The 24229-nt window shown below is 40.5% G+C and carries 16 protein-coding genes; 11 read left to right on the top strand and 5 right to left on the bottom strand.

Features of this window, described 5'->3' with window-relative positions:
* The first annotated feature begins 21 nt into the window (after nt 1-21).
* The 5 genes from SFRI_RS12280 (at nt 22) to SFRI_RS12265 (ending at nt 6665) form a co-directional block, all read left to right on the top strand.
* The gene (locus tag SFRI_RS12280) at nt 22-2517 is read left to right on the top strand and encodes a DNA internalization-related competence protein ComEC/Rec2 (RefSeq protein ID WP_011637843.1); all 2496 of its coding nucleotides are present in this window, start codon (nt 22-24) and stop codon (nt 2515-2517) included.
* A 37-nt stretch (nt 2518-2554) separates the two neighbouring features.
* Entirely contained in the window at nt 2555-4357 is a 1803-nt protein-coding gene (gene msbA, locus SFRI_RS12275) for a lipid A export permease/ATP-binding protein MsbA (RefSeq protein ID WP_011637842.1), read from the top strand.
* A 16-nt stretch (nt 4358-4373) separates the two neighbouring features.
* Nucleotides 4374-5381, top strand: coding sequence for a tetraacyldisaccharide 4'-kinase (gene lpxK / locus SFRI_RS12270; RefSeq protein WP_011637841.1), 1008 nt, complete (start codon nt 4374-4376; stop codon nt 5379-5381).
* A complete protein-coding gene (locus tag SFRI_RS21275; protein WP_011637840.1) occupies nt 5371-5547 on the top strand; it encodes a Trm112 family protein in 177 nt (58 codons plus the stop codon). Before lpxK ends, SFRI_RS21275 begins: the two co-directional genes overlap by 11 nt.
* A 386-nt stretch (nt 5548-5933) precedes the next feature.
* Entirely contained in the window at nt 5934-6665 is a 732-nt protein-coding gene (locus SFRI_RS12265; RefSeq protein WP_011637839.1) for a lipopolysaccharide kinase InaA family protein, read from the top strand.
* A 115-nt stretch (nt 6666-6780) separates the two neighbouring features.
* Here the strand turns inward: SFRI_RS12265 and SFRI_RS12260 are convergent, their stop codons facing one another.
* The 4 genes from SFRI_RS12260 to SFRI_RS12245 form a co-directional block, all read right to left on the bottom strand.
* Complete coding sequence (locus SFRI_RS12260) at nt 6781-7665, bottom strand: MBL fold metallo-hydrolase (protein WP_011637838.1); 885 nt, start codon at nt 7663-7665, stop codon at nt 6781-6783.
* A 229-nt stretch (nt 7666-7894) separates the two neighbouring features.
* Nucleotides 7895-10960: an efflux RND transporter permease subunit gene (locus SFRI_RS12255; protein WP_011637837.1), complete on the bottom strand. Its 3066-nt coding sequence runs from the start codon at nt 10958-10960 to the stop codon at nt 7895-7897.
* A complete protein-coding gene (locus SFRI_RS12250; protein ID WP_011637836.1) occupies nt 10957-14208 on the bottom strand; it encodes an efflux RND transporter permease subunit in 3252 nt (1083 codons plus the stop codon). Before SFRI_RS12250 ends, SFRI_RS12255 begins: the two co-directional genes overlap by 4 nt.
* A gap of 12 nt (nt 14209-14220) precedes the next feature.
* Nucleotides 14221-15294: an efflux RND transporter periplasmic adaptor subunit gene (locus tag SFRI_RS12245; protein ID WP_011637835.1), complete on the bottom strand. Its 1074-nt coding sequence runs from the start codon at nt 15292-15294 to the stop codon at nt 14221-14223.
* Between the two features lie 321 nt (nt 15295-15615).
* On the opposite strand from SFRI_RS12245, the gene rhlP reads away from it, so the two are divergent.
* Complete coding sequence (gene rhlP / locus SFRI_RS12240) at nt 15616-16458, top strand: rhombotarget lipoprotein (protein ID WP_011637834.1); 843 nt, start codon at nt 15616-15618, stop codon at nt 16456-16458.
* A gap of 394 nt (nt 16459-16852) precedes the next feature.
* Here rhlP and SFRI_RS12235 read toward each other — a convergent pair whose 3' ends face one another.
* A complete protein-coding gene (locus SFRI_RS12235; protein ID WP_011637833.1) occupies nt 16853-17344 on the bottom strand; it encodes an OmpA family protein in 492 nt (163 codons plus the stop codon).
* A 319-nt stretch (nt 17345-17663) separates the two neighbouring features.
* On the opposite strand from SFRI_RS12235, the gene SFRI_RS12230 reads away from it, so the two are divergent.
* The 5 genes from SFRI_RS12230 to tssL are packed head-to-tail and all read left to right on the top strand — an operon-like array spanning nt 17664 to nt 24214.
* Entirely contained in the window at nt 17664-19649 is a 1986-nt protein-coding gene (locus SFRI_RS12230) for a serine/threonine-protein kinase (protein WP_011637832.1), read from the top strand.
* A 53-nt stretch (nt 19650-19702) separates the two neighbouring features.
* The gene (gene tagH / locus SFRI_RS12225; RefSeq protein ID WP_041413036.1) at nt 19703-21058 is read left to right on the top strand and encodes a type VI secretion system-associated FHA domain protein TagH; all 1356 of its coding nucleotides are present in this window, start codon (nt 19703-19705) and stop codon (nt 21056-21058) included.
* 18 nt (nt 21059-21076) lie between these two features.
* Nucleotides 21077-21547 (top strand): type VI secretion system lipoprotein TssJ, encoded by a 471-nt coding sequence (gene tssJ, locus SFRI_RS12220; RefSeq protein ID WP_011637830.1) that lies wholly within the window; start codon nt 21077-21079, stop codon nt 21545-21547.
* 24 nt (nt 21548-21571) lie between these two features.
* Nucleotides 21572-22900: a type VI secretion system baseplate subunit TssK gene (gene tssK, locus SFRI_RS12215; RefSeq protein ID WP_011637829.1), complete on the top strand. Its 1329-nt coding sequence runs from the start codon at nt 21572-21574 to the stop codon at nt 22898-22900.
* A gap of 24 nt (nt 22901-22924) precedes the next feature.
* Complete coding sequence (tssL, locus tag SFRI_RS12210; RefSeq protein WP_011637828.1) at nt 22925-24214, top strand: type VI secretion system protein TssL, long form; 1290 nt, start codon at nt 22925-22927, stop codon at nt 24212-24214.
* The last annotated feature ends 15 nt before the right edge of the window (nt 24215-24229 follow it).

The raw sequence follows: 24229 nt of genomic DNA, 5'->3' as shown, positions 1-24229 counted from the left end.
TAATGTCTTAACTAATTCATTATGAATCGATTTATCTATGGCTTTTGCGCCTGTTCTTTATCAGCGATGTTATGGCCTTCGCTGGCACCAATATGGTGTTTGCCCATTCTATTCTTGGCTATGCTTCTTTGTCTTCGCAAAGGGCCGCTTATGGCCGGCTGTTTATTCGCCGTCATTTGGCTGAGCCTGTTATTTCATTGTCTATATATGCATCAATATGTTGAAAAGTCGCAACAAATCGAGTTTAAGGCGCAGATAGTATCACTAGTTAGCCAAAACCGCGACTGGATTAGTTTTGATGTGCGCGTTATAGCAAAACCCCATCAAGACGCATTTTTTGAGACGTTGGCGCTTAATAATGTGCAGCGATATTACCGATTAACATGGCAAAAGCCAGATAAAATTGTTGTTGGCCAAATATGGCAATTTAATGCAAAAGTTAAAGGGATCTCAAGCATCCAAAATCAAGGCGGTTTTAACCAGCAAAAGTATTTTATTAGCCAGCATATTGTCGCTAAAGGTCGTGTTAAGCAAGCAGAGTTGCTTAGTCACAGTAGCTCAATGCGTCAACAAATCATGGAAATATTATCACCTTTATTGGGGCAGTTTTCTCATGGCGATATTTTACACGCTTTGATTTTTGGCGATAAAAGCGCATTAACCTCTCAACGTTGGCAGCAGTTGCAACAGACCGGAGCAGGGCATTTAGTCGCGATTTCAGGTTTACATCTGTCGGTAGTTTTCGGATTATTTTATGGCATTTTGATTGGGATAAGTCGCTATGCATTTTCATGGCAGCATTTGGGTAAAATCCAACTGGCAATGGTATTTGCAGCAGTATTTACCTTAGGTTATGGCTACTTATCGGGTTTTGCTATTGCCACTCAACGCGCATTGTTGATGCTGTTTTTATTGTTGATATTTAGTTTTATTAAACAATTTAGTCATCATTGGGATCGACTTGCTTATGCATTATTTTTTGTGATGTTGGTGGATCCCTTTGCATCGTTAGGTGCTGGGTTGTGGTTATCTTTTGGGGCATTGGTGATTATTCTATTGTCGGTGAAACCTGACTCGGTAGATCAGCCATCTAACCTAGACCCTGTTCTCGTTAATCGAAGCATTGATGTCCCCGAGCTTACTTTGACTGACAGATGTATTGAAAAAGTTATGCTGCTGAAGGATAACATTTTACATGGACTCGGTATTTTGTGGTCGATTCAATGGCGTTTAGCGCTGTTGCTCGGCATTTTGCAAGGGATATTATTTGGTGGCATTGCACCTCATAGTATTTGGTTGAATATGCTGCTGGTGCCTTGGTTTAGCTTGGTGGTTATTCCATTAACCCTGTTGAGTTTTTGCATTTGGTTACTGGCGTTATGGATTTTGTGGGTGCTAGGCATTGATACTGCTTCATTGCAAAGTTTTAGTTTAATGATATTTCAGTGGGCTAATTTAAGTTTGGAGCCTTTTGCATGGTTATTACAGCTGAGCGATGATTTGCCGTTAAATCAACTGGTGCTAACCGAGAAAGAGCTAGCGGGGGGAATGTTTTTTGTTTTAGCATTGATGTTGTTGGTGCTACGCAGATACGTACCGAGTCAGCGAAAATGGAGTTATAGCGTTGTAGTGGCAGTACTGATGCTGCCCATCATTATGAACAAGTTAGTGACTCATGAGATAGTGTTTTCACCAGCGTCTTCGTTAGGTGAAACACCATGGCAACTTCATGCCATCGATGTGGCTCAAGGAATGGCAGTGGTTTTACAACAAGGGCAGCACGGAATTATTTACGACACTGGCGCTGCTTATGGGGAGTTCAGTTATGCTCAACGTGCAATATTGCCTTTTTTGGCCAGTAAAGGTATCCGTTATGTTGATTATATTGTTGTGAGTCATGACGATAATGATCATGCTGGTGGATTAAACGTGTTGGTCGATCAATTTCCACAGGCGGCATTAATTGCTGATTTTTCAGCGTCAGCCTCAGCGTTAACTGAATCATCACATAGCGTGCGAACTTGTGACGGTGAATTATTGTGGCGCGGCGTACAATTGAGTTTTATCCCAAATATTTTAAGCGCCAATAGTAATGATAATAACCGTTCCTGCGTGGTTAAATTGTTTGACGGTCAGTCAACGGTGTTGTTAACCGGAGACATTGAAGCTCCACGAGAGCAAGCACTTTTGGCGGTAAATGCAGATATTCAAGCCGATATTTTATTCGTTCCGCACCACGGTAGTCGCACCTCATCTACCCCAGCCTTTATTGATAGTGTTAACCCCCAATTAGCTATTTTTACCGCTGGCTTCTCTAATCAATATGGGTTTCCTAAACCAGATATTATGGCGAGGTATCAACAACAAGGCAGTAAAATGTTACAAACTGGCCATGTCGGCCAAATAAGCATCAACTTCACAACTGAAGGCTACAAAGTAACCACTTACCGTCAGCAAATTGCCCCATTTTGGTATAACCGTTTGTTTAGATTTGGTGAGTCACTTAAAGCAGAGTAGAATGTTATTCATGTTTGCTAGTTAAGTATTGGATTCAATGTCAGCATCACCTAAAAATGAAATGTGGGTCGTTTTCAAACGTTTGATGGCCTATGTCGTACCGATGAAAGCTATGTTTATTATGGCTGTTCTAGGTCTTATTACTTATGGCGCTGTCGATGCAGCGTTTATCGCATTTATTAAGCCGTTTATTGATGAAGGCTTCAGTCAAACGCCTGCGATAGTCGCCGGTGTCGACTTACCAACGCACGGTGGCTTTAACGCCAATAAAGACATTATGTTAATGGCCCCAATCGCGGTTATTTTAATGTTTAGCTTGCGTGGTGTGGCTAACTTCGTGTCGACCTATTGTGTGTCGTACATGAGTGCTCAGCTCATTATGGATATGCGTCAACAAGTGTTTGAGCACTACCTACGTTTACCTGTGAGTTATATTGACCGTGAAAATAGCGGTAATTTGATTTCACGCGTTACGTTTGATACCGAGCAAATTGCTCGTGCATCAGGCAGTGCGTTGATTTCAATTGTCCGTGACAGCATGACGGCCATCGGTATGTTAGGCATTATGTTCTACTATTCGTGGAAATTGTCATTATGTATTTTGGTGATAGGCCCCATCATGGGTGTGGTTATCAGTGTAGTCAGTAAGCGCTTTCGCAAGGTGTCTAAGCAAATTCAATCTGCTATGGGCGGTGTAACCGCAACCACAGAACAGATGATTAAGGGCCATAAAAACGTATTAGTGTTTGGTGGACAAAAAACTGAGGTTGAACGCTTTTTTCAAGTTAACGATCGTAATCGCTACCAAAACATGAAACTAGCGGTTGCACAGTCAATCAGCCAGCCGCTCATTATGGTGATTGGTTCATTCGCATTGGCGTTTGTGTTGTATGCTGCCACTTGGGATAGCATGAAAACCGATTTAACCGCTGGTACGTTCGCGGCTATTTTAGGCGCCATGTTAGCCATGCTACAACCGATTAAAAACTTAACCCGTGTTAATGCGGAATTTCAGCGTGGTATTGCCGCTTGTACCACAGTATTTGAATTATTAGACACTGCGCCAGAACCTGATAATGGCGTATTTAGTATTGATAGAGTTGAAGGTAAGTTGGCCTTTGATAATGTGACATTTGCATATCCTGGCCAAGAAAAGTCTGCACTTAATGGGATTAATTTTGAAGTTAAGCCGGGTAAAACGGTTGCGTTAGTAGGGCGTTCTGGCTCTGGTAAATCGACCATTGCCAGTTTGATCACTCGCTTTTACGGTGATTTATCAACTGGTGATATCCGTCTTGATGACACCAGTATTTATGATTACCAACTAAAATCACTTCGTAATCAAGTCGCTCTAGTGTCGCAACAAGTTACCTTATTTAATGACACCATTGCCAATAACATTGCCTATGCCTACCCAGGTGAAGTGACTCGCGAACAAATAGTACATGCCGCAGAGTTAGCCTATGCCATGGAATTTATTGATACTTTACCTGAAGGTCTTGATACCCAAGTCGGCGAAAATGGTGTGTTGCTTTCAGGCGGCCAGCGCCAACGTATTGCCATTGCTCGTGCCATGTTACGTGATGCGCCAGTGTTAATTTTAGATGAAGCAACATCAGCATTGGATACTGAGTCCGAAAAAGCGATTCAAAAGGGCCTCGACAATCTTCGTCATAATCGCACCTCTATCGTGATTGCACACCGTTTATCAACCATAGAAAGCGCTGATGAAATTTTGGTTATCGACCAAGGGAAAATTGTTGAACGCGGCAATCACAGTGAGTTAATTGCCCAAGCTGGCATTTACGCTAATCTTTACCAGATGCAGTTTAGTCAATAATGATTAGGTGGTTGTGATGCAACAGCTTATTCATCGAATTTGGTACCAAGGTCATCAGGCCAAATGGTTATTACTGCCACTATCTGGGATATTTTGGTTCATCTCTTATATTAGGCGGTTACTGTTTAGTTTTGGGTTTAAACAAGCGCAAGTATTACCCGTACCCGTAATAGTGGTGGGTAATATCACCGCGGGAGGCAGTGGTAAAACCCCGACAGTAATTTATTTAATTGAACTGTTACGCCAACACGGTTACAAGCCAGGTGTAATAAGCCGAGGTTATGGGGTTAATGTTGATGGTGTTGTTGCTGTTACTCCTAATGCAAAAGCCAGTGATGTAGGTGATGAGCCTGCAATGATAGTGGCTCGCACTCAAGTGCCTATGGTTGTCGGCGCAAAGAGAGTGAGCGCTGCGCAAACATTATTAACAGACTTTGATGTTGATGTAATTATTAGTGATGATGGCTTACAACATTATGCCTTAGGCCGCGATATCGAAATTGCTTTAGTGGATGGAGAGCGTCGTTATGGCAATCACTGCTTGTTACCCGCCGGTCCTTTACGTGAAGGTTTGTGGCGGTTAAATTCAGTTGATTTTGTGATAAATAATGGCGGACCAGCTCAAAACGGTGAAGTGCTGATGGCACTAGAACCTGCACCGCTTTGTCTGGTTGACAACAATCTACAAGATAAGTTTAATCAGCAAAATAGTGTCGTTGCAATGGCTGGTATTGGTAACCCGCAACGTTTCTTTAATAGTATTAGCCAGTTAGGCTATAAAGTAGTAAAAACAGTTGAGTTCGCAGATCACCAAGCTTTTGATCAAAAGCAATTAAGTGACTTATCCGTACAGCATTCATTATTAATGACTGAAAAAGATGCGGTTAAATGTCGCGATTTTGCACAATCAAACTGGTGGTATTTACCTGTAAATGCGAAGCTTAACTCAGAATTTGATCACGCATTGTTGAGCCAATTACAGCAAGTGGCTCAAACTAAAAAAGGATTGTCTCATGGCATTTGATAAAAAATTACTCGAAATTGTGGCCTGCCCAGTATGTAAAGGAAAGCTAGATTACGACAAAGAGTCGCAACAGCTGATCTGTAAATTTGATAAGTTAGCGTATCCTATTACCGAAGGTATTCCGGTATTGTTAGAAAATCGTGCTACAGCGATAGTGACTGAATAACATATCGGTAGTGCCAAGAATGATTAAGCGCCCAAAAGGGCGCTTTTTTTTGAGGAAAGCCATCCTATTGAGCAATAATATTTCTGTTTGTACTCAAGCCTCTACACTTTACCTTTCTGTTCCATTTATCTAATCATTTTCAACGAGTCAGTTGCAGTGTGTTCTATTTAATGATGAATTGATCTGATATTCATACTGATTAACATCGATGGTAACTAAATGTATCTTTTGTGTTTTTAGTTTGTATACAAGCTATGTATAAAGTTTATATATATGGCTAATATTTTATGAAAAAGCACTAAAAACCATTGGTTTAATTGAGTTCTATAAACGTTAGGAAGATAATTTAGTAATCAGTAATAGTGAGTCGATGACTAGGTTGTTTTATGACTGAGAATAATGGTTTTCAACAACATGTAGCTAAGGTTTATCGCGAACACCGTGGCGAGCGTATCGTACCTTTCGAATATCAGGGTAAGCGATATTGGTTGAAGCAAGTAGAGCATCTTGCAGGTGCGATGCGTTTATTAAAGCAAAACTCCACAGCTGCTTTACATAAAGAAATTGGTATATTAAATACGCTTAGTCATATAGGTGCACCAGTGCCTGCGGTTGTCGATTATGGTGACGGTTACATGGTTGTCGAAGACGTTGGCAATACGATTAATCATCTGTTGGACCATACTAGCCAAGCTTTATGGCAACCCATTTTAAATGATGTCAGCGTAGCTTTAGCGAAACTGCACTCTATGCAGCTTGCTCATGGCCGTCCAGCTTTGCGTGATATCAGCTGGCAAGCTGGTGAGGTTAAATTTATTGATTTTGAGGCGAACCAACAGCATAAATCCGTTGTCTCACAACAAGTTCGAGATGTGTTGGTGTTTATCCATAGCTTATATCGCTATATTGGGCCTAATAACAGAATGATCAACCAAGCTATAGCTTGTTATCGTTTAGCTGGTGGTGAAGCGATATGGCAAAAAGCCAAACAATTTTTAGCTTCCTGGCAATGGTTATATTATTTCGCAAGACCTTTTCGGGATTTTGGCGGAAAAGATTTGAAGCCAGTGTATTGGGTATTATGGCATTTCAGGCAAGCGCCTTTAACACTGGCATAGTGGATGTTCTGTCTTTAACTACATTGGTATTTATACAAAAAAGCTTGCTTAAAACAACAAGCTTTTTTGTATGTAAGTCTACGGTGATATCGATATGCCGATATGGATTTTCTAGTTAAGATTTAGCGGCTAGGTCTTGATATAAGGTTTCAATCCATTTATCTGCCGAGATAAATTCCCAAGCCCAATTAGCATATTTTGCTGGCACGCCCTGTTTTTTGATGGTGGCTAAATCATGGCCCATTTCAATTTCACCACGCATCCAATTAATACTGTCATCAAGCATATGCTTGAATTTTAGCAGTGCATTTTTATCGGCTAACGCACCATGACCAGGTATTACCTTAGTTTTATTGTCTAAACGATCGAGGATAAGACTAACGTTTTCACGGTAGCCTGTTACAGAGCCTCCAGCAGCTAAATCAATGTATGGAAAGCGGTCTTTAAAGTATAAATCGCCCATGTGAATAATATTGGCCTTTTGCCACATGACGACACTGTCCCCATCGGTGTGGCCGGGCCCTAGATGGATAACTTCTAAAGTATCTTGATTAAAGTGAATTGAGATATTGTCTTCATAAGTGATAACGGGCAATGCTGACGCAGGAGTACTGCTATCGGCTTTGAGACGCTTGAGAACATTATGATGAGCCAAGATAGAGCCTGTTTGGCCGAAGTGGGCGTTTCCACCTGTATGGTCGCCATGGTAATGAGTGTTAACGATGTACTTAGGCAGACCAGGTTGAATGTCATTGAGTGCAGCGGTAATTTTATCGGCTAAAGGTGCAAATTGATCATCAACAATTAATATGCCGTCATCTCCTGCAGAAACCGCAATATTGCCTCCGGCCCCGATAAACATGTAAGTATTATTGTCTAGTTTTTTAGATTTAATCACCACATCGCTGAACTTATCATCAGCAATGGCTGATGTTTGAGCTAATGCAAGCATAGCTAATGCACTGAGTCCGATGATGTGACGTTGAAATGTGAGTTTCATGACGCTCCCTCATTGCTGTAATAGCAATTATGTTATTGTTATTAATACTGCCTAGCGTAACAAGTTGATCACTTATGGCGCAATAACATCCAGTGAATTAGCATCTGATTAAATAAAATCACGCTTCTCCAATGTAGCTTATTAAGCATTGACCATAGCAAGCATTGACCATAGCAAACATTGACTACAGTAAACAATAACGATGCACCAGCAGAACTGAAGTGCGGGACTATTTGGTCCAAGGCAACAGTTTTTGGGCAAATGTATTGGCTACCCCTAATCTAATTGCGGCTTTATGGCGCACGAGATATAGCGCTTGATAGCATAATGGTACCAAGTACAAACTGGTGACAGTTGAAAAGGTTAACCCACCAATAATGGCAATGGCCATTGGCGAATACGGCGGCCCACCACCGCCTATCTGAGTATCTCCCATGGCTAATGGCACTAATCCCAGCACTGTGGTTGCAACCGTCATTAATACCGGACGTAAACGAGTAATACACACGCTAATGATGGTATCACTTAGCTTATCCAAATCGGGTGTCATCTGATTAATTTGGTCTACCAGTACAATACCGTTATTAACCACAATGCCCATTAAAATAAGTATGCCAATCATCGACATTACCGACATTGGCGTGCCTGTGAGCCACAATGCCCAGAACACACCCGTAATTGAGAACATAATCGAAGTGATAATAGCAGTAGGTAGCAGCAGTGACTCAAATAACGCCGCCATGACGATATAAATCATTGCGATAGCCAAGATCATATTTACCGCCATGATGGACTGGTCTTCATCCTGGCGTTCAAAACCACCGCGTAACGAGTAACCGTACCCGTAAGGGAAGTTCACCGAGTCCATCACCTGAGTAATTTTAGTTTGCGCTTCTTCGGTTGTGATATCTTCAAGATTTGCACCAATGGATAAAGCCGTTTGGCGATTAAAATGACGGATAGTATCAAATCGAGGCACCACAGTTGCTTCAGCTAAACTGTCTAGGGTATAAACTCGGTCACCTTGGCGAATAATCGGCAGTTGCTTAAGCTTTTCTAAAGAGTTCTGCCAGCTTTTGTCGTAGGCCAGTTCGATGCGTAGTTCGCCGCTAGGATCATGGCGAAACGAACGTAACTGCGAACCTCTTAAGGCAATGGCAATGTTCGATGCTATATCGCTTAAGGTTAAATCCAGACGGGCAGCCATTTCTCGGTTGATCACCACCACAACTTCTTGTTGGGCGCCATTCACTTCCGAGCGCACATCGACTAAGCCTTCAATATTGTCGAGCAATGGCATCACTTGTTCACTGATGCGAATTAATTCCGTTGTTGAGCGCCCTGTTAAGGTTACACGAATGCCATTATTTTCATTACCCCAACCAAATTGTGGCGTGGCAATCGAAAATTTAGGAAATCCTTCGCGGATCATTTTCTTTAACTCACCAATGTCTATAGGGATGTCTTTTTGCAATAAAATGGTTGATTGTGCATCTTGCGGGGCGTAGTAACTGTAAACCGCATCAATATAAAACTTGTCTTTATTGCTGTATAAATACGTTTCCATGCTATTAATCATGGCTTCGGTCACCGCTAGATTATGGCGACCTTCTAGCTGGTAATTAATGTATAAACGGTCATTACCTTCGCCATCTCCTTGATCTTGTTGCACCATACTTAATGGCAATGCTGTTGATATCAACAATGCCACTGCGATGACACCAGAACGTTTTGGTCGGGTTAATATCCACGTGAGGCTACGTTGATAAAAACGCCCTAAGCGATTGTTGTCATTAGCGGCCTGCACTTCAAAGTGAAAGTGGTTGAGCATCAGTGGGATTAATGTTTTCGCTACCAATAATGAAGCCGCTAGCGAGATACAAATGGCCACAGCAACATGTTCTAAAAAGATGGTCAGTTGCACTTTTACGCCGAAAATATTCGGTAAAAATACAATGGCGGTGGTTAATGTGCCTGCTAAAACCGCCAAAGAGACTTTTTCAACGCCAGTTAACACGGCTTGTTGGTTGGCTTTTATCTGACAAGTGTCGTCAATATGCCCAGCTTGTTTCTCTTGTAGCACGCTTTCGGTGACGACAACCGCATTATCAATCAACATGCCGACGGCTAATAACAATCCCATCATCGATAAAATATTTAAGCTGTAGCCTAAAAAATACATACCAGCCAATGTCATACATAATGAAATCGGTACCGATGAGATAACCACTAAGGTCATTTTAAGGTTACGCAAAAACAGAAACAGCACCCCAAATGACAGTACCGCACCCATTAAGCCCGATAGTAATAAGTCTTTGAGTGAGGATTTAACCCCATAGGCTTGGTCTTCCATGATAAACAGTTTGATGCCATTAAATTGCTGATCTTGCTTAACCTGTTCGATAACGCTTAGCACACGATCAGACACTTCTACTAAATTGGCACCAGATTCCTTAAATACATCAATACCCACCGCATATTTTTGATCTAAATGTCTGCCTTCAATTTTCTCGGGCAGGGCATAGCTCACCATCGCAATATCTTGCAAGCGGATACCCGGCACAATCACCAGACTATTGATATCATCAAGGCTGGTAAATTCACCTTTTGGTGAGACTTGATACACCCGTGAATTTTCTCTTAGGGTACCTGCACTGATGACAAAGTTTTCTGCCAGTAAACGCGATCGTAAATCGAGGCTATTAAGGCTTGATGCGACCAATTTATCGGCATCAAGTCGGATTTCGATCTGCTTTTGTTCAACGCCATAAAGGGTGACTTTTGATACGCCGTCAACGCGTTCAAGCGGCTTACGAAGCTGTTTGTCTAACAAATCAAATGCATTAGAGAGTTCGCGCTCGCTTGATATGCGAATGGTTAACACCGGCATATCGGCGGTTGAGAACTGTTGGATCATGACGCGCTCAACATCTTTTGGTAATAAATGCCTTACCGAGTCAATTTTCTCGCGCGCTTCTAGGCTTTTGGTGGCAACATCTTCACCCCATTTCATGTTGAGCTGAATAAACGCACCGTCTTGGGTTGAATCTGATCGCACCTCTTCTATGCCGCTCATGGTAGCAAGTGACTCTTCCAGCACTTTAGTGATGTCGCGTTCAACTTCTGCAGGGCTGGAGCCTTTGTACGGAACTTGCACCACAATTTGTGGAATATCAATTCCTGGAAACATTTCTAATGGCAGCATTCTACTGGCCGCCATGCCAAACAACATAATGGCCAAGAAAAACATGCAGGTGGTGACGGGGCGCTTTATCGCCAGTTGAGTTATGTTCATGCTGGCGTCTCCGCTGTATTAAACTCAACGTCGCTTTGGGTATATTGTTTACGATCAAATAGCGCATATAGAGCTGGAATAACTAACAATGTAAGCAAGGTTGACATGCTTAATCCGAAAATGACTGTAATGGCCATTGGCGCACGAACTTCACTGCCATCGCCAATGCCTATTGCCATTGGTAATAAACCTAAGGTAGTGGTTAGGGTTGTCATCATGATAGGACGTAAACGAGATTGCGCGGCATCATTAATCGCGGTCAGTTTATCAATACCTTCTTGGCGCAATTGATTAATACGGTCAACCAATACAATCGCATTGTTGACCACAATACCTGCTAGCATGATTAAGCCAATAAATACCACTACGCTCAAATGGGTCCCGGTAATGAATAAACCCACAATACTGCCGGCAACGGCCATTGGAACAGCGATTAAGATTAGCAGTGGATGCAACAATGATTCAAATTGGCTGGCCATTACTAAATACACTAGGAAGATAGCCAAAACGAGGGCTATTTTCAATGAGTCAAATGAGTGCTCCATTTCTTCATTTTGGCCGCCAAATCTGGCCTGAATAGAACTTGGTAGCTGCTGTTTAGCCAGTATCTGCTGGGCTTCAATTACCGCTTCGCTTAAGTCACCGTAAGCCAAATTAGACGACACAATAGCGACTCGTTGTTGACTGATACGATTAATCGCTGAAGGACCAATTTGTAAATCGATAGTGGCAATAGCACTTAATGGAATAGGTTGGGCGCTATTGGGATTAATAATTAACGATTCAATGTCGCTGATTTGATCGCGTTCGCTTAATTCACTGCGCACCAAAATATCCACTTTACGATCGCGTACCGTAAACTGGCTGGCAATAGTACCACCGACACGTTGGGCTATGCGGTTAGCAACTGTCGGAGCATCCATCCCCAGCGCGGCTAAACGGGCATGGTCAAAGCGAATACTGATCTCTGGTTGGCCATCGCGTAAGGTCGTATTAATGTCACTAAAGCGGTCAGAATCAGACAAGGCATTAACCAGTTGGTCTGCACTTTGTTTGAGTTGAGCTAAATCATAACCCGATAGCTCAATTTCAAGCGGGGTTTTAAAGCTGAATAATTCAGGGTGTTCAATTTGAGCCTCTAGTTCAGGAATGTTTTTTGCTGTGTTACGCAATACCTGGCTAACCGCATTAAAGGCTAAAGGGTCTGCGAGTACCACTTGTAATCGGCCCCAGTTTTCACCACCTCTTGCAGTATCCGATGTCATTAACCCACCGCTACCGGCTTGACTATAGGCGTGTTTCACATCTTTACGGTCTTTAATCGACAGGGCTAGTTGTTGTAATACAGCATCAGTTTCACTGACTTCGGTGCCTGGTGGTAATAATACTTCGACATAAAATTCTCCTTGATTCATCGGCGGGATTAGCTCAACACCTAATTTAGGCAGCAAACAGCTTGACGCTAGGGTCACCAATAGTGCTAACACAATGGTTAACACTTGGTGGCGAAGAGCGTGATGTAATACACGGAAATAGATTGATTCGACTATGCGGTATAAGTAGTTAAAACCAGCGCAGATGGGTTTGAGCAACAGTCCAAATACACTACTTACAAAACGGCTAATGACAATAATTGCGGTTAACAATCCTGAAGGCAAATAGCTAAACAAGAGTTTAAATGGAAAGCTCAGCACAGCCAGTAAGTAATAGGCCACTTTTCCTTTTCGGCTAGTGGGTTTAGGTTTTTGGGCGACTTCAATAGGTTGCGGCAGGCTAGTAAAACCTTGACGTGATGCCAACATGGGAATGGCTGTTAAGGCAACAAATAATGAGGCGAGTAGGGCGAACGTGACTGTGAGCGCTTGGTCGGCAAATAAGGCTCCTGCAATGCCGTCTACAAACACTAAAGGGACAAATACCGCCAGAGTGGTGAGTGTTGAAGCAAAAATGGCGCCTGAGACTTCTTTACATCCTGTGACGGCAGCTTCAACTTTACTCATGCCTTGAGATTTATAACGGTCTATGTTTTCTAATACCACAATGGCATTGTCGACCAATAAACCAATCGCTAACGCAATACCACCTAACGACATAATGTTTAAGCTGATATTGGCAAAATACATCATGTTAAAGGTGGCAATAACCGAAAAGGGGATCGAGATGGAAATAATTAATGTGGCAATAATGTCCCGTAAAAACAGGTAAATTACCAGCATCGCCAGTAAGCTGCCAAATAACGCTGCCGATGTCACTTCATTGACTGCGCTTTCAATAAACTCAGATTGGTCGTAAATTACTTTTAACTTATTGTGTTCATTAGCTAGATTGATTTTTTCAAGTTCAGATCGTAGCTTTTGTGCAACAGCAACGGTATTGGCGTCACCTTCTTTGTATATGGCTAGTTCAATCGATTCTACTTCGCCGATGCGAGTAATATCACTGCGTTCTTTGTAGGCATCACTAATCACCGCAATATCAGATAATCTGACTAACGTTTGGCCATCACGATAGATAATCACTTGACCTAGTTCATCTAAAGAATTGAATTGATTTAAGGTTCTGACCAAGTATTCTTTATCACCCTGAATCACTTTACCTGCTGAAAGGTTGATATTTTCTTCATTTATTCGACGTTTAACCTGATCGGCATTAAGATTCAATTGACTTAGTTTTTGTTGATTTAATTCAATATGAACTTCTTGCTCCAACCCACCGGATAACCTTACAGCAGCAACACCGGATAAGGCTTCTAAACGTCGTTTTAACTCTTCATCAGCAAAAGTTCGCATTTGCTTTAACTGCTCCGCATCGGCATTGGGTACAGAAAAAGCTAAGCGCATGATGGGATCAAGATTGGGGTTAAAACGCAGTAATAATGGCTTATTAATGTCTAAGGGCAGCTCGATAGTGTCGATTTTTTCACGCACTTCAAGGCTAGCCATATCCATATTGGTGCCCCATTCAAACTCGAGCACAACATCAGACATGCCAGAACGTGAAATTGAGCTTATTTTCCGCAGTCCTTTGACTACGCCAACGGCTTCTTCAATTGGCTTTGATACCAGTTGCTCAATTTCAACCGGAGCAGCTCCGTCATAGGCTGTGCGTATGGTCACGCTGGGATAGCTTAAATCGGGTAATAGTTTTACCGCGAGGCGAGAAAACCCGACCATACCAAAAAGCATCACAGCGAACATGAACATCCATACAGTGACGGGGCGTTTAACCGAAGTGTTTATTATTGACATTATCCCGCTCCGTTATCGAATAGCTGCGAAGCTAAGTGGGGTAATAATTTCCACTAATGATTGATCTTTGAGGTTCTGCTGGCCCCGGATGACAATTTGTTCGCCATCTTCAACACCCGATAAAATTTCAACCGTGTTATTTTCACGATATCCCAACGTGACTTCACGTCGTTGTGCCTTGGTGTCTTTTATCACATATAAAGCTTGAGTGTTGTCTTGGTTGATTAATGCGTTATAAGGCACGGTAAGTACATCACGATGGGTGTCGTATTTAAGTTCAACCCGAGTAAACATACCCGCTTTTAATGTAGCATCTTGATTTGGCACGGCTAATGTCACTTTAAACGTACCGCTTTGAGCATCCACTATTGGACTAATGCGCAGTACTTTTGCATCGATAATATGGGCAGCGCTACCTTGATGTTGTTGAATAATACTGGCTTGTTGACCAACTCGTAAACTTGCAAGCTGTTGTTCTGGTAAGTGTAATATGCCGTGAAGTTGGTCTTGATTGACAACATAAAATAACTCTTGGAACTCTTTGGCCATATTGCCCGTTTTAACATAACGTGCAGCAACGACACCATTAATAGGCGAGGTGATTTGGCTTTCTTTAACTTGCAGTTCTGCTAAGTCACGCTGTGCTTTAGCAGCTTGCAGGTTGAACTCGAGTTTGGCCATCTGATCCTGGCTAATAAACTCTTTGTTGTTCATTTTGTTTAAACGATTTAATTCTTGCTGAATAATCTGCACTTCGGCTTCTGAACGATTGAAATCATAGCGTTGACGCTTGGCATCAATTACCGCAAGTATTTGTCCTTTGGTAACCCGATCGCCTTCTTCAACGTTAATCTTTTCGATTATCCCAGCAATGCGGCTCATCACATGAGACTCTTCAGGTGCTTCAAGTGTGGCGGTGGTGCTGTAAAAAGACGATACATTGCCTGTGGTGACCAGTGCTGTTTCAACCGGAATAGCAAATTTTTCATCTTTTTTTGTTTGCTCTTCTTCGCCGCTGCAACCACTCAATACTGCAATACAAAGTAAAGGAATTGCCATTTTCTTCATGCTGATGAACCTATCCATGGGGTACCTGCTAATGTTATATTTTTTGAATTAAATGACGCTAATGTACTTATTGTTATTCTTAAGCGAGTTAACGTCACGTTATCATTTGTAACTAATGTTAATTAAATACAACATAGCACTAACTGTGCCACTTTTTATAGTGTATAAATAACAATGGTTTATAGTATTTTTAGTTAAGGGTTAGCGAAATTGACAATGTTAAGGTAGTGAAAATAATTAACATTTGGTGTGATTGGTTATTTATGTATTTTCGTGTTGTAGAAATAAACAGATTTATTGTTATCGATAAATGGAAAATAGTTTAAAAGGGAAGCGTAAATGAAAAAAACAACATGGTTAGGTACGATGGCATCAGTTTTATTATTGTCTTCATGCAGTATGCTGGTGAGCCAGCAGTCGGGAAAACAGTCTGTCTCGAGCAGCCTGATGGACTTTTTGTATCCTAATAAAGATGACCGTTCAGCACATAGCGCCGAAGTTCCATTGCTCACATTACCGGTAAAAGTCGGTATTGCCTTTGTACCGTCTACAGGCTTTCAAAAAGAGGCCGTGCATAGTAAGGACCAATATGAATTACTTGAAAAAGTGAAAGCGGCTTTTGTCCAATATGATTATATTGATCGCATTGAAGTTATTCCGAGTACTTATCTTGCTGGTGGTGATGGTTTTAACACATTAGAGCAAGTTGGGCGTTTATATGATGTCGACGTAATGGCCTTGGTGTCTTACGATCAAGTGACTCAGTCGGTAGAGAATAATGCCGCGTTATTGTATTGGACAATCGTGGGGATGTATGTGATTCCGGGCAATGAAAATACCGTACAAACATTTGTCGATACGGCAGTATTTGACATTAAAAGTAGGAAAATGCTCTTTAGAGCGCCAGGGATCAGTAAGCTTGAAAAACGCACTACTGCCATAGGTATTGATGAAACCTTAGCAGAAAAATCGATGCAAGGTTTTGATCTAGCGGTCACTGATATGACTAAAAACTTAGATGATGAGTTAGCTCGATTTAAGGTGAGAGTTAAAGAGGAGAAAATTGCCAAGGTGGAACATAGTAATAATTACAGCGGCGGGACAATTGATATTCGGTTTGGTTTACTATTATTGATAATGTTATTCATTCGATTAAGATTAAGTAAGGGTGTTGAACGCTAACCTCACTGGGGACTATGTTCAATTGACTATGCTTAAGTATCTATTTCCAATGAGCAGTGATTAATCGTTGAGTCACGTTTTTCGGTTAATCATTTTTATACTGTCAATTTTTAGAAGTCGTTTTATCTGTGATGCGCGTTAACGCAGCACAATTATCTTCAGTATGGGCTCTGTCGTGTGACTAAAATTTCCAAATAAATTTAGAGAATCCATGTTTAGTCCAGATATTGACAATAATATAAGTAAGCAGGTTTTTTAGATGGAATAAGGAGCGATATAACTGAGGTTTGTTGATAAATTATTGAATCTCAGCTTTGTAATAAGCTGAGATTCAATAATAAGTATAATAAATACACTTGAATTACAGTATTTTATTAATACTTTAATTCATTTTTTATGAAGATTTATTCGTAATGGAAAAGTTAACCCGACGAGTCTTAGAACGCTCAGAACTGGTTAATTTTACACCGTTATCTTCAATAACTTTAGTAGTCGAAATTAATTGGTCGTTAGATGTGCCCAAAGAGATTAAAAACTCCACTAAACCATCAGCACGACGCTGTGCCAACGCTTTATTGTATTTAACTGTGCCTTTGTCATCTGTAAAGCCCTGAACATTTAGTTCTTTATCAGAATTATTGGCGAGGTAAGTCGCAACGCAAGACATGTGAGTATCAAGCTTACTGTATGACTTATCACTATTAACTTCGAAATACACAGGTGTGAACCCAATAATCATTTCATTATCTGTTTGTAATGTATATTCAATACACTCTGGAGAAATAGAAAATGTTTTGATTGGTTCAGATACAACGACAGGTGCTGATTGACAACCCGCAAGTGTTAATAACGCAATAACAGGTAATGAAAGATTGACGCGTTTCATATTTGTTTAATCCTTTAAAAATGTGGTCCATTAAAAAGAAATCGTAAATTACCGATAATGTTTTATTGGGTCAATAGAAAAACTGTTTTTTAGTTAATTAGATGTTTATTTTAATATTAAAAACATACTTTTTAATGTTTTTAGATTTTAATACATACTAATGGGTGGTTTATTTTAATGAATTTATTTAAAAGTTATTAAGCAAGTTTTTAAATGTTGTTTTTTGCATTTTCTTGCTGCAACATATTGGGGTAATTTTGATTCACTAGGAAGATAGTTTACATACTTTAGGATAATATTAAGGGATTAACCTGTACTTATGGATAAGAGTAAAGCACCAAATCACTTTGCTGAAGATAAAACAGTTGTGGCAGGATTTGAACATTCTGGAAATAATAATAAAGTTAACTTGATTGGGAAGTGTTTCAAAAATCGCTATTTAATTGAGTCGAAAATTGGTCATGGTGGTATGAGTGATATATACCGCGCCAAAGATCTCTATTTGGAGTCATTAAACGTAACAGAACCTTTTGTTGCGATTAAAGTATTATTATCTCAGATATCGGATATACCCGAAGCTCAGCAAGTCCTTATCAAAGAGTCAGTACAAACTCAAAAACTATCTCATCCAAATATCATCAGAGTTTATGATGTAGATACCGATGATGGCTTTCACTTTATGGTGATGGAGTGGTTAGATGGCGAATCATTAGACCAAGTGATCAAACGTTCAAAACCATTAGGCATCAACTTCAAAGGATCAATGAAAATCATTGATCAGATTGCTTCTGCATTATCGTATGCTCATCAACAAGGTATTGTCCATACAGACTTAAAGCCATCAAATATCTTCCTCACTCGCCAAGGGAACATTAAAGTTTTTGATTTTGGCGTTGCGAAAAACTTACAGCAAAGAGAGGACCGATACGCATTTGCCGAAGTCGACCAAGACTCTCCTTTAACAGGTTATACCCCAGCTTATGCTAGTTTTGAGCAGTTATCTGGAGAAGATGCCTGCGCGGCAGACGATATTTTTGCTTTTTCGTGTATTAGCTATGAGCTACTAACAAGTAAACATCCTTATAACCGTGTAGCTGCAAATGAAGTTGATATCACCAACAATAAGTTGATTAAACCAAAAAATATTAGTTCACGATTATGGCCTATGTTGAAAAAAGGTCTCGCGCTTAAAAAAGTACAACGTGCGCCTTCCATCGAGCTAATTATCAATAAGTTCCACAGTAAAAGTTGGCCACTACTCACCGCTATTGCTGCAGGTGCTGTACTTGTGATCAGTGGGTTTCAAATTCAACAGTATTATCAGGTTCAATTAGACGACTTACAGAGTAAAGTCGCTCTGACAAATAAGGCCAAAAGCGAAGTTCAAGCATTTGAATTTATTCCTGCTTCAGCGTTATTAGCCCAGATAGAAGATATTCCAGAAGATAAAACGCTAATTAAGAATGGTTTGTTAAAGACGCATCAATCTGAAGTGTTGGATATTGTTGAGCAACGTATTGCTTCTTTACCGAAAAGCGATAATGGTCTGTATCAAGATTATGAAAAAATAGCACAAGTTATTAATGATATAGAACGATTTTATCCTGATTCAGTTCGCTTACTACAAATGAAAAATCAAGCTGAGAGAAGTAAACAATCTGTTGTAGATGCACTGTCTGAACGATTAAGTCTTTTATTATCTCAAGCCCGTTATAACGAACAGGGAAGTAATAATATTCAAGCCATTGTTGAAGGGTTAACGTTTGTCGAACCTGGATATGCATACACCGCCAGCAATGAAGAATACACTCTCTATGCAAGCACATTTAATAACGCCTTAAAGAAACATGATATTACTCAAATTGATGGGTTGATTACTACCGGCGAATATATTTTTGCAAACTATCCAAAAGCTAAGTCATTAATTGAATATGGCGCTGAATTAAAAGTGGCGGTTAAAAGGTTAAATGACTATCACAATTTAACGGCAAAAGGTAAAACTGCCAGCTATCCATACGATGCTGCTGAAGTTTATTACCGAGATACATTTAATCAATTAACCGTGAGGTTGGATGCGATTGATAATCCGAAAGACTTACATGAGTTTGATAAAGAAGTTAGGGGGCTCGCCACGAATTTACCTGATGACTTTGAACCCTTGCTAACGCTTGATAAACGTTTAGCCGCTTCATTTTTACGCCAAGCAAATGTGTATCTTGATAAGCAATATCTGAAGACAGCCAGAGAGTTATTTGCCAGAGGAAATGAAATGTATGAACGTCTCAATGGTGTTCAACGCTTATAACTCACTGGGTATGATGGCTAGTCAATAAGTTGATGAAGGAAGATGTAATAGAAATGGAATTATCGCTAGAGATTGTGAGTTATCACAGGTTATCCCCTGAGCAAGTCATAACAAAAGATGTCACAGACACCTTAACGTTAGGGCGCTCTGATGTATGTGACTGGCACATGCCTGATCCTGAAAAAGTGGTATCTGGTACTCATGCTCGGATCATTAAGCGCAGTGATGACTTTTTCATTGAGGATTTATCAACCAATGGGTTATATGTCAATCGGGCTGTCGAAGCGTTAGGCGCCAATCGTGAACATAAAATTGAACACGATGATTTGTTCACTTTTGGTGATTATGAGATCAGCGCGAAGTTACAAATGTTAAATGTGACCTCCAATAGTCATGTTCAGCAAGATGTACATGACGCACCGCCAGTAGCGACTTTGCAGCAAAATAAAGTCATTCCAGCAGCTTCTTCTTCATCAATGCTTGATACTGGGTTTGAGTCCGATTTAGCAGGATTTGATTCTGCTATGTTATTGAACCAATCTCGACAACAATCAGCAGGTCTCTCGCAGATTAACGCTGATTTACAAGACCATTTTCAACCACCTGTTGCCATTCCAGAAGAATGGGATAAAGATATTTTTGGGCAAGGCTCTCAAGCTCATACACAAGCAGATACCCGGTCTGCTGTTCCGCAAGAGCCCATGCCTCAGGTTTCTCAAGCTTCAGTTAACCTTATCAAAGTGCCTGAAGTTGTAAAAGCTGAGGTAAAAAAAGTGGCCCCCGAGGCACCCAATACCAAGGCGTCAGTTAGTACTCTGGTAAGCCCAGCATCTGCATTAAGCAAAGCATTTTTCCAAGGTTTGGGAGTCAATGAACACGATTATGTCAATGTGTTAACTGAAGAATTGATGTTTGAACTGGGCCAAAGCATGCAGTTTATGTTGACAGGACTGATGGAATCACTACGTCAACGTTCAAAGCTGAAGACTGAGTTTAGGATCAATCAAACGACATTCCAGCAGCGTGAAAATAATCCATTGAAATTTTCGGCCAATATTGATGATGTATTTCAAAATTTATTTTTAAGGAAAAGTGCGAGTTTCTTGTCATCTCAACAAGCTATCACCGAAGCTTTTAATGACGGTCGAAAGCATGATACCGCGTTAACTGCAGGCACATTAGGCGCTATCCGTGGATTGCTAAATCAATTAGATCCTGAATTTATTGAAGCCAAAAGTCAAAATCAGTCGCTTACAGACATGTTAGTGCCGGGACAGAAACAAATGCGTCAATGGAAGGTATATAAAAGCTTACATTCCAATTTAAAAACAGAGTTTATGCAAGACAGTGCTGCCGCATTATCAGATGATTTTGTTAAAGCATACGACAATAAAATTAAAACATTATAAATTATTAAGGGCTAATAAATGAAATTGAAGTTAGGTCTATATCAAATTGTATTAGTAAGCTTTTTATTACTTAACTCTGGCTGTAAAACGATTAATGCTGTCGTCCCACCATCGACAGATATTACCTTTAATGCCAGTGCTGACATTAATCCAGACATTAACGACCGGCCATCACCAGTGGTGGTGAAAATATTTGAATTATCATCAAGAACTATCTTTGATACTCAAGATTTTTTTACCCTTGATGAGTCAGCAGAAAATGTGCTTGGTCCAGATCTTATCCGTAAGGATGAGCTGGAATTACAACCATCAGAAACGCGTGAGTATGCCATGACATTGGGACAAAACACGCGATTTGTTGGTGTTATTGTCGCATACAGAGATATTGATTCATCTCGTTGGCGTTCTGTCGTCGCAGTCGATCCTACTGGTTATGATGATGTTGTTATCAATATAGAAAAAATAGCAGTTTATAACTCTGAAAAATAATTGTTGTGAATAAATAGGGAAATTATGAGCGATTTTAGCCCAATAGCATGGACAGAGGGCATGTTTCTTCGTCCACAACATATGCAGCAGCAAGAACGTTTTTTGCAACATCAACAAGCGCGAACTGCCAAGAATAACAATCCACTTGCTTGGGGGGTTGTGAGCTATGAAGTAAATTATGGCCTACTTCCACTGGGGCAATTTGGATTAGACCGCATCGATTGTGTTTTTCCAGATAACACCTTGGCTTGTCTTCCTGAGCAGAGTCCGTTACCAACGGCTATTACTGTCCCAGCAGGTACATTGGATCAACTTGTCTATCTTGTTCTTCCCGTTGCTAAAAGCAATGGGATGAATATTTCATCTTCTGAACAAAATCAAATTACTCGTTACAGCTATGAAGATCACAACATTGTTGACACAAGCGTTGGGTCCGATGCTATGGAAGTGCTGCAAGTTGCCAAACTAGATTGTCGGTTAAAGTTACAAAGTGAAGACCGATCAGGTTATGTTTCAATCGCGATAGCTCGAGTTATTGATGTGTCTGAAGAGGGCGTGATTCGATTAGATAAAAAGTTTATTCCGGCATGTATTGGCATTGAACACATCAAAACCTTAATGAATATGACAACTGAAGTCACCGGTATGATTAATCAGCGTGCAGAAGCTATAGCCGGTCGCTTAAGTCAATCCCAAGGGACTTCTAGTTCGATAGCAGACTTTTTAATGTTACAACTTTTAAATAAGTACCAACCCATTTTCGAACATTATGGTGTTGTTAATCACATTCATCCGGAATTGCTATTTCGCACACTCATTAGTTTTTCTGGCGAACTTTCAACGTTCAGCAGCCCCAACAAGCGACCGCCAAAATTTCCAGTCTATCAACATGACAATTTAACCTATGTATTTAGTAATACTATGGTGATTGTGAATCATGGTTTAAGTAGCGTATTGGAGCAAAGTGCTACAGAGCTGATCCTAGAAAAGACCAAATTTGGTGTATATTTCTCGACGATTGCAGATAAAAGTATGCTTGATAATGCTGAGTTTATTCTTGCTGTTAAAGCAAATGTTCCGCATGACGAGCTTCGCCAACGCCTACCTTCGCAAATTAAAATAGGGTCAGTTGAAACCATTCGAGAGCTGGTAAATAACCAATTACCAGGCATTGGAATATCCAACCTACCAGTAGCACCAAGACAGGTGCCATACCATGCTGGTTATCACTATTTTCAATTAGATAAAAACAACAGCCATTGGATAAAGCTTAAATCAAGTGGCGGTGTAGCGATGCATATTTCTGGTGCTTATCCAGAGTTACAAATAGAACTTTGGGCTGTGAGTATTTAACGCCAAAACATTAAGGATAATTTTGTGAACGATAAAACCATCGTTAAACCTCGCCCAGGGAAAGGGTCGGGTATGGCTGCCAATAAAACAAAAGTCGATGATGATAGTCAGAAAACCTTGATCCAAGATCATCGTGCCGATAATCGCGACAACCGATCGCAACTAAGCTTATCGCAAAACCCAATCGTTGATTTTGCGGGTACGCTTTTATCTATTTGTACTCAGTTACGAAATAGTACCGAGCATGATGATGTCAATACTTTACGGGTGCATTGTGTCGAACTCATCAAGAATTATGAGCAACAATTGCGTAATGCAAATTTAGCGTCAGATGACATTAAGTCTGCTCGATATTGCTTGTGTTGTTTTATTGATGAAGTAGTTCTCAATACGCCTTGGGGAGAGCAAAGCTATTGGGCATCAGACAGTTTGCTTTCTACTTTTCATAATGAAACTTTAGGTGGTGAATATTTCTATACCTTGCTTGAAGCATCACTTCGTCATCCTTCTGAAAAGTGTAATTTACTTGAGTTGATGTATTTATGTTTAACTCTTGGTTTTGTTGGCAAAATGAGAGTTGAGCCTCAAGGCGATCAAAAATTAGAAGCATTACGTGAAAAAACGTATTTAGCCATTCAATCTTGCAAAGGCGATTTTCATAGAGAGTTATCACCAGGATGGCGACAGAATATTGTCCCTAATTTAACTTTTCAGCAGCCATTTCCTTTATGGGTTATCGGGGCATTATTTGGTGTGGTTACTTTATTTATCTATATGGGTTTTAGTTACAGCATCAACAATTACTCATCAGAAGCTTATAAAGAATTGACTTCGATTGTGCCTTGGGAAAAAACCATTGATGCGCAACAACAAATTAGTCGTGATGAAGCATTATTACTGCAACAACTATTACAAACCGAAATTGGCAAAAATTTACTCGAAGTAGAACAATTAAGCGATCGTGTGAGGATCCGCATTGGGGCGACTGAACTTTTTGCTTCTGGTAACACTCAACCTCGGTCTGATTTTGAAGCGATTTTAGCCAAAATAGCTCTGACGCTAGAGAGTACCGATGGCAAAATTTTGATCACCGGTCATACCGATGATGAACCCATTTTTACCTCTAAATATCCATCAAATTGGCATCTTTCATTAGCAAGAGCAACGTCGATTGCGAACGTTCTGGCTAATAGCGCATCGCTAAGTGGCCGATTGTGGCCTGAAGGTCGTGGTGAGTCTGAGCCCCGTGTGGTGAATGACAATGAACAGAACCGCGCGTTAAATCGTCGAATCGAAATCGACTTATTGTTTTAGTGTGACACAAAGGAA

Origin of the sequence: Shewanella frigidimarina NCIMB 400 (assembly GCF_000014705.1) — a bacterium.
Classification (GTDB): Bacteria; Pseudomonadota; Gammaproteobacteria; order Enterobacterales; family Shewanellaceae; genus Shewanella; species Shewanella frigidimarina.
This window is presented reverse-complemented; position numbering and strand designations above follow the sequence as displayed.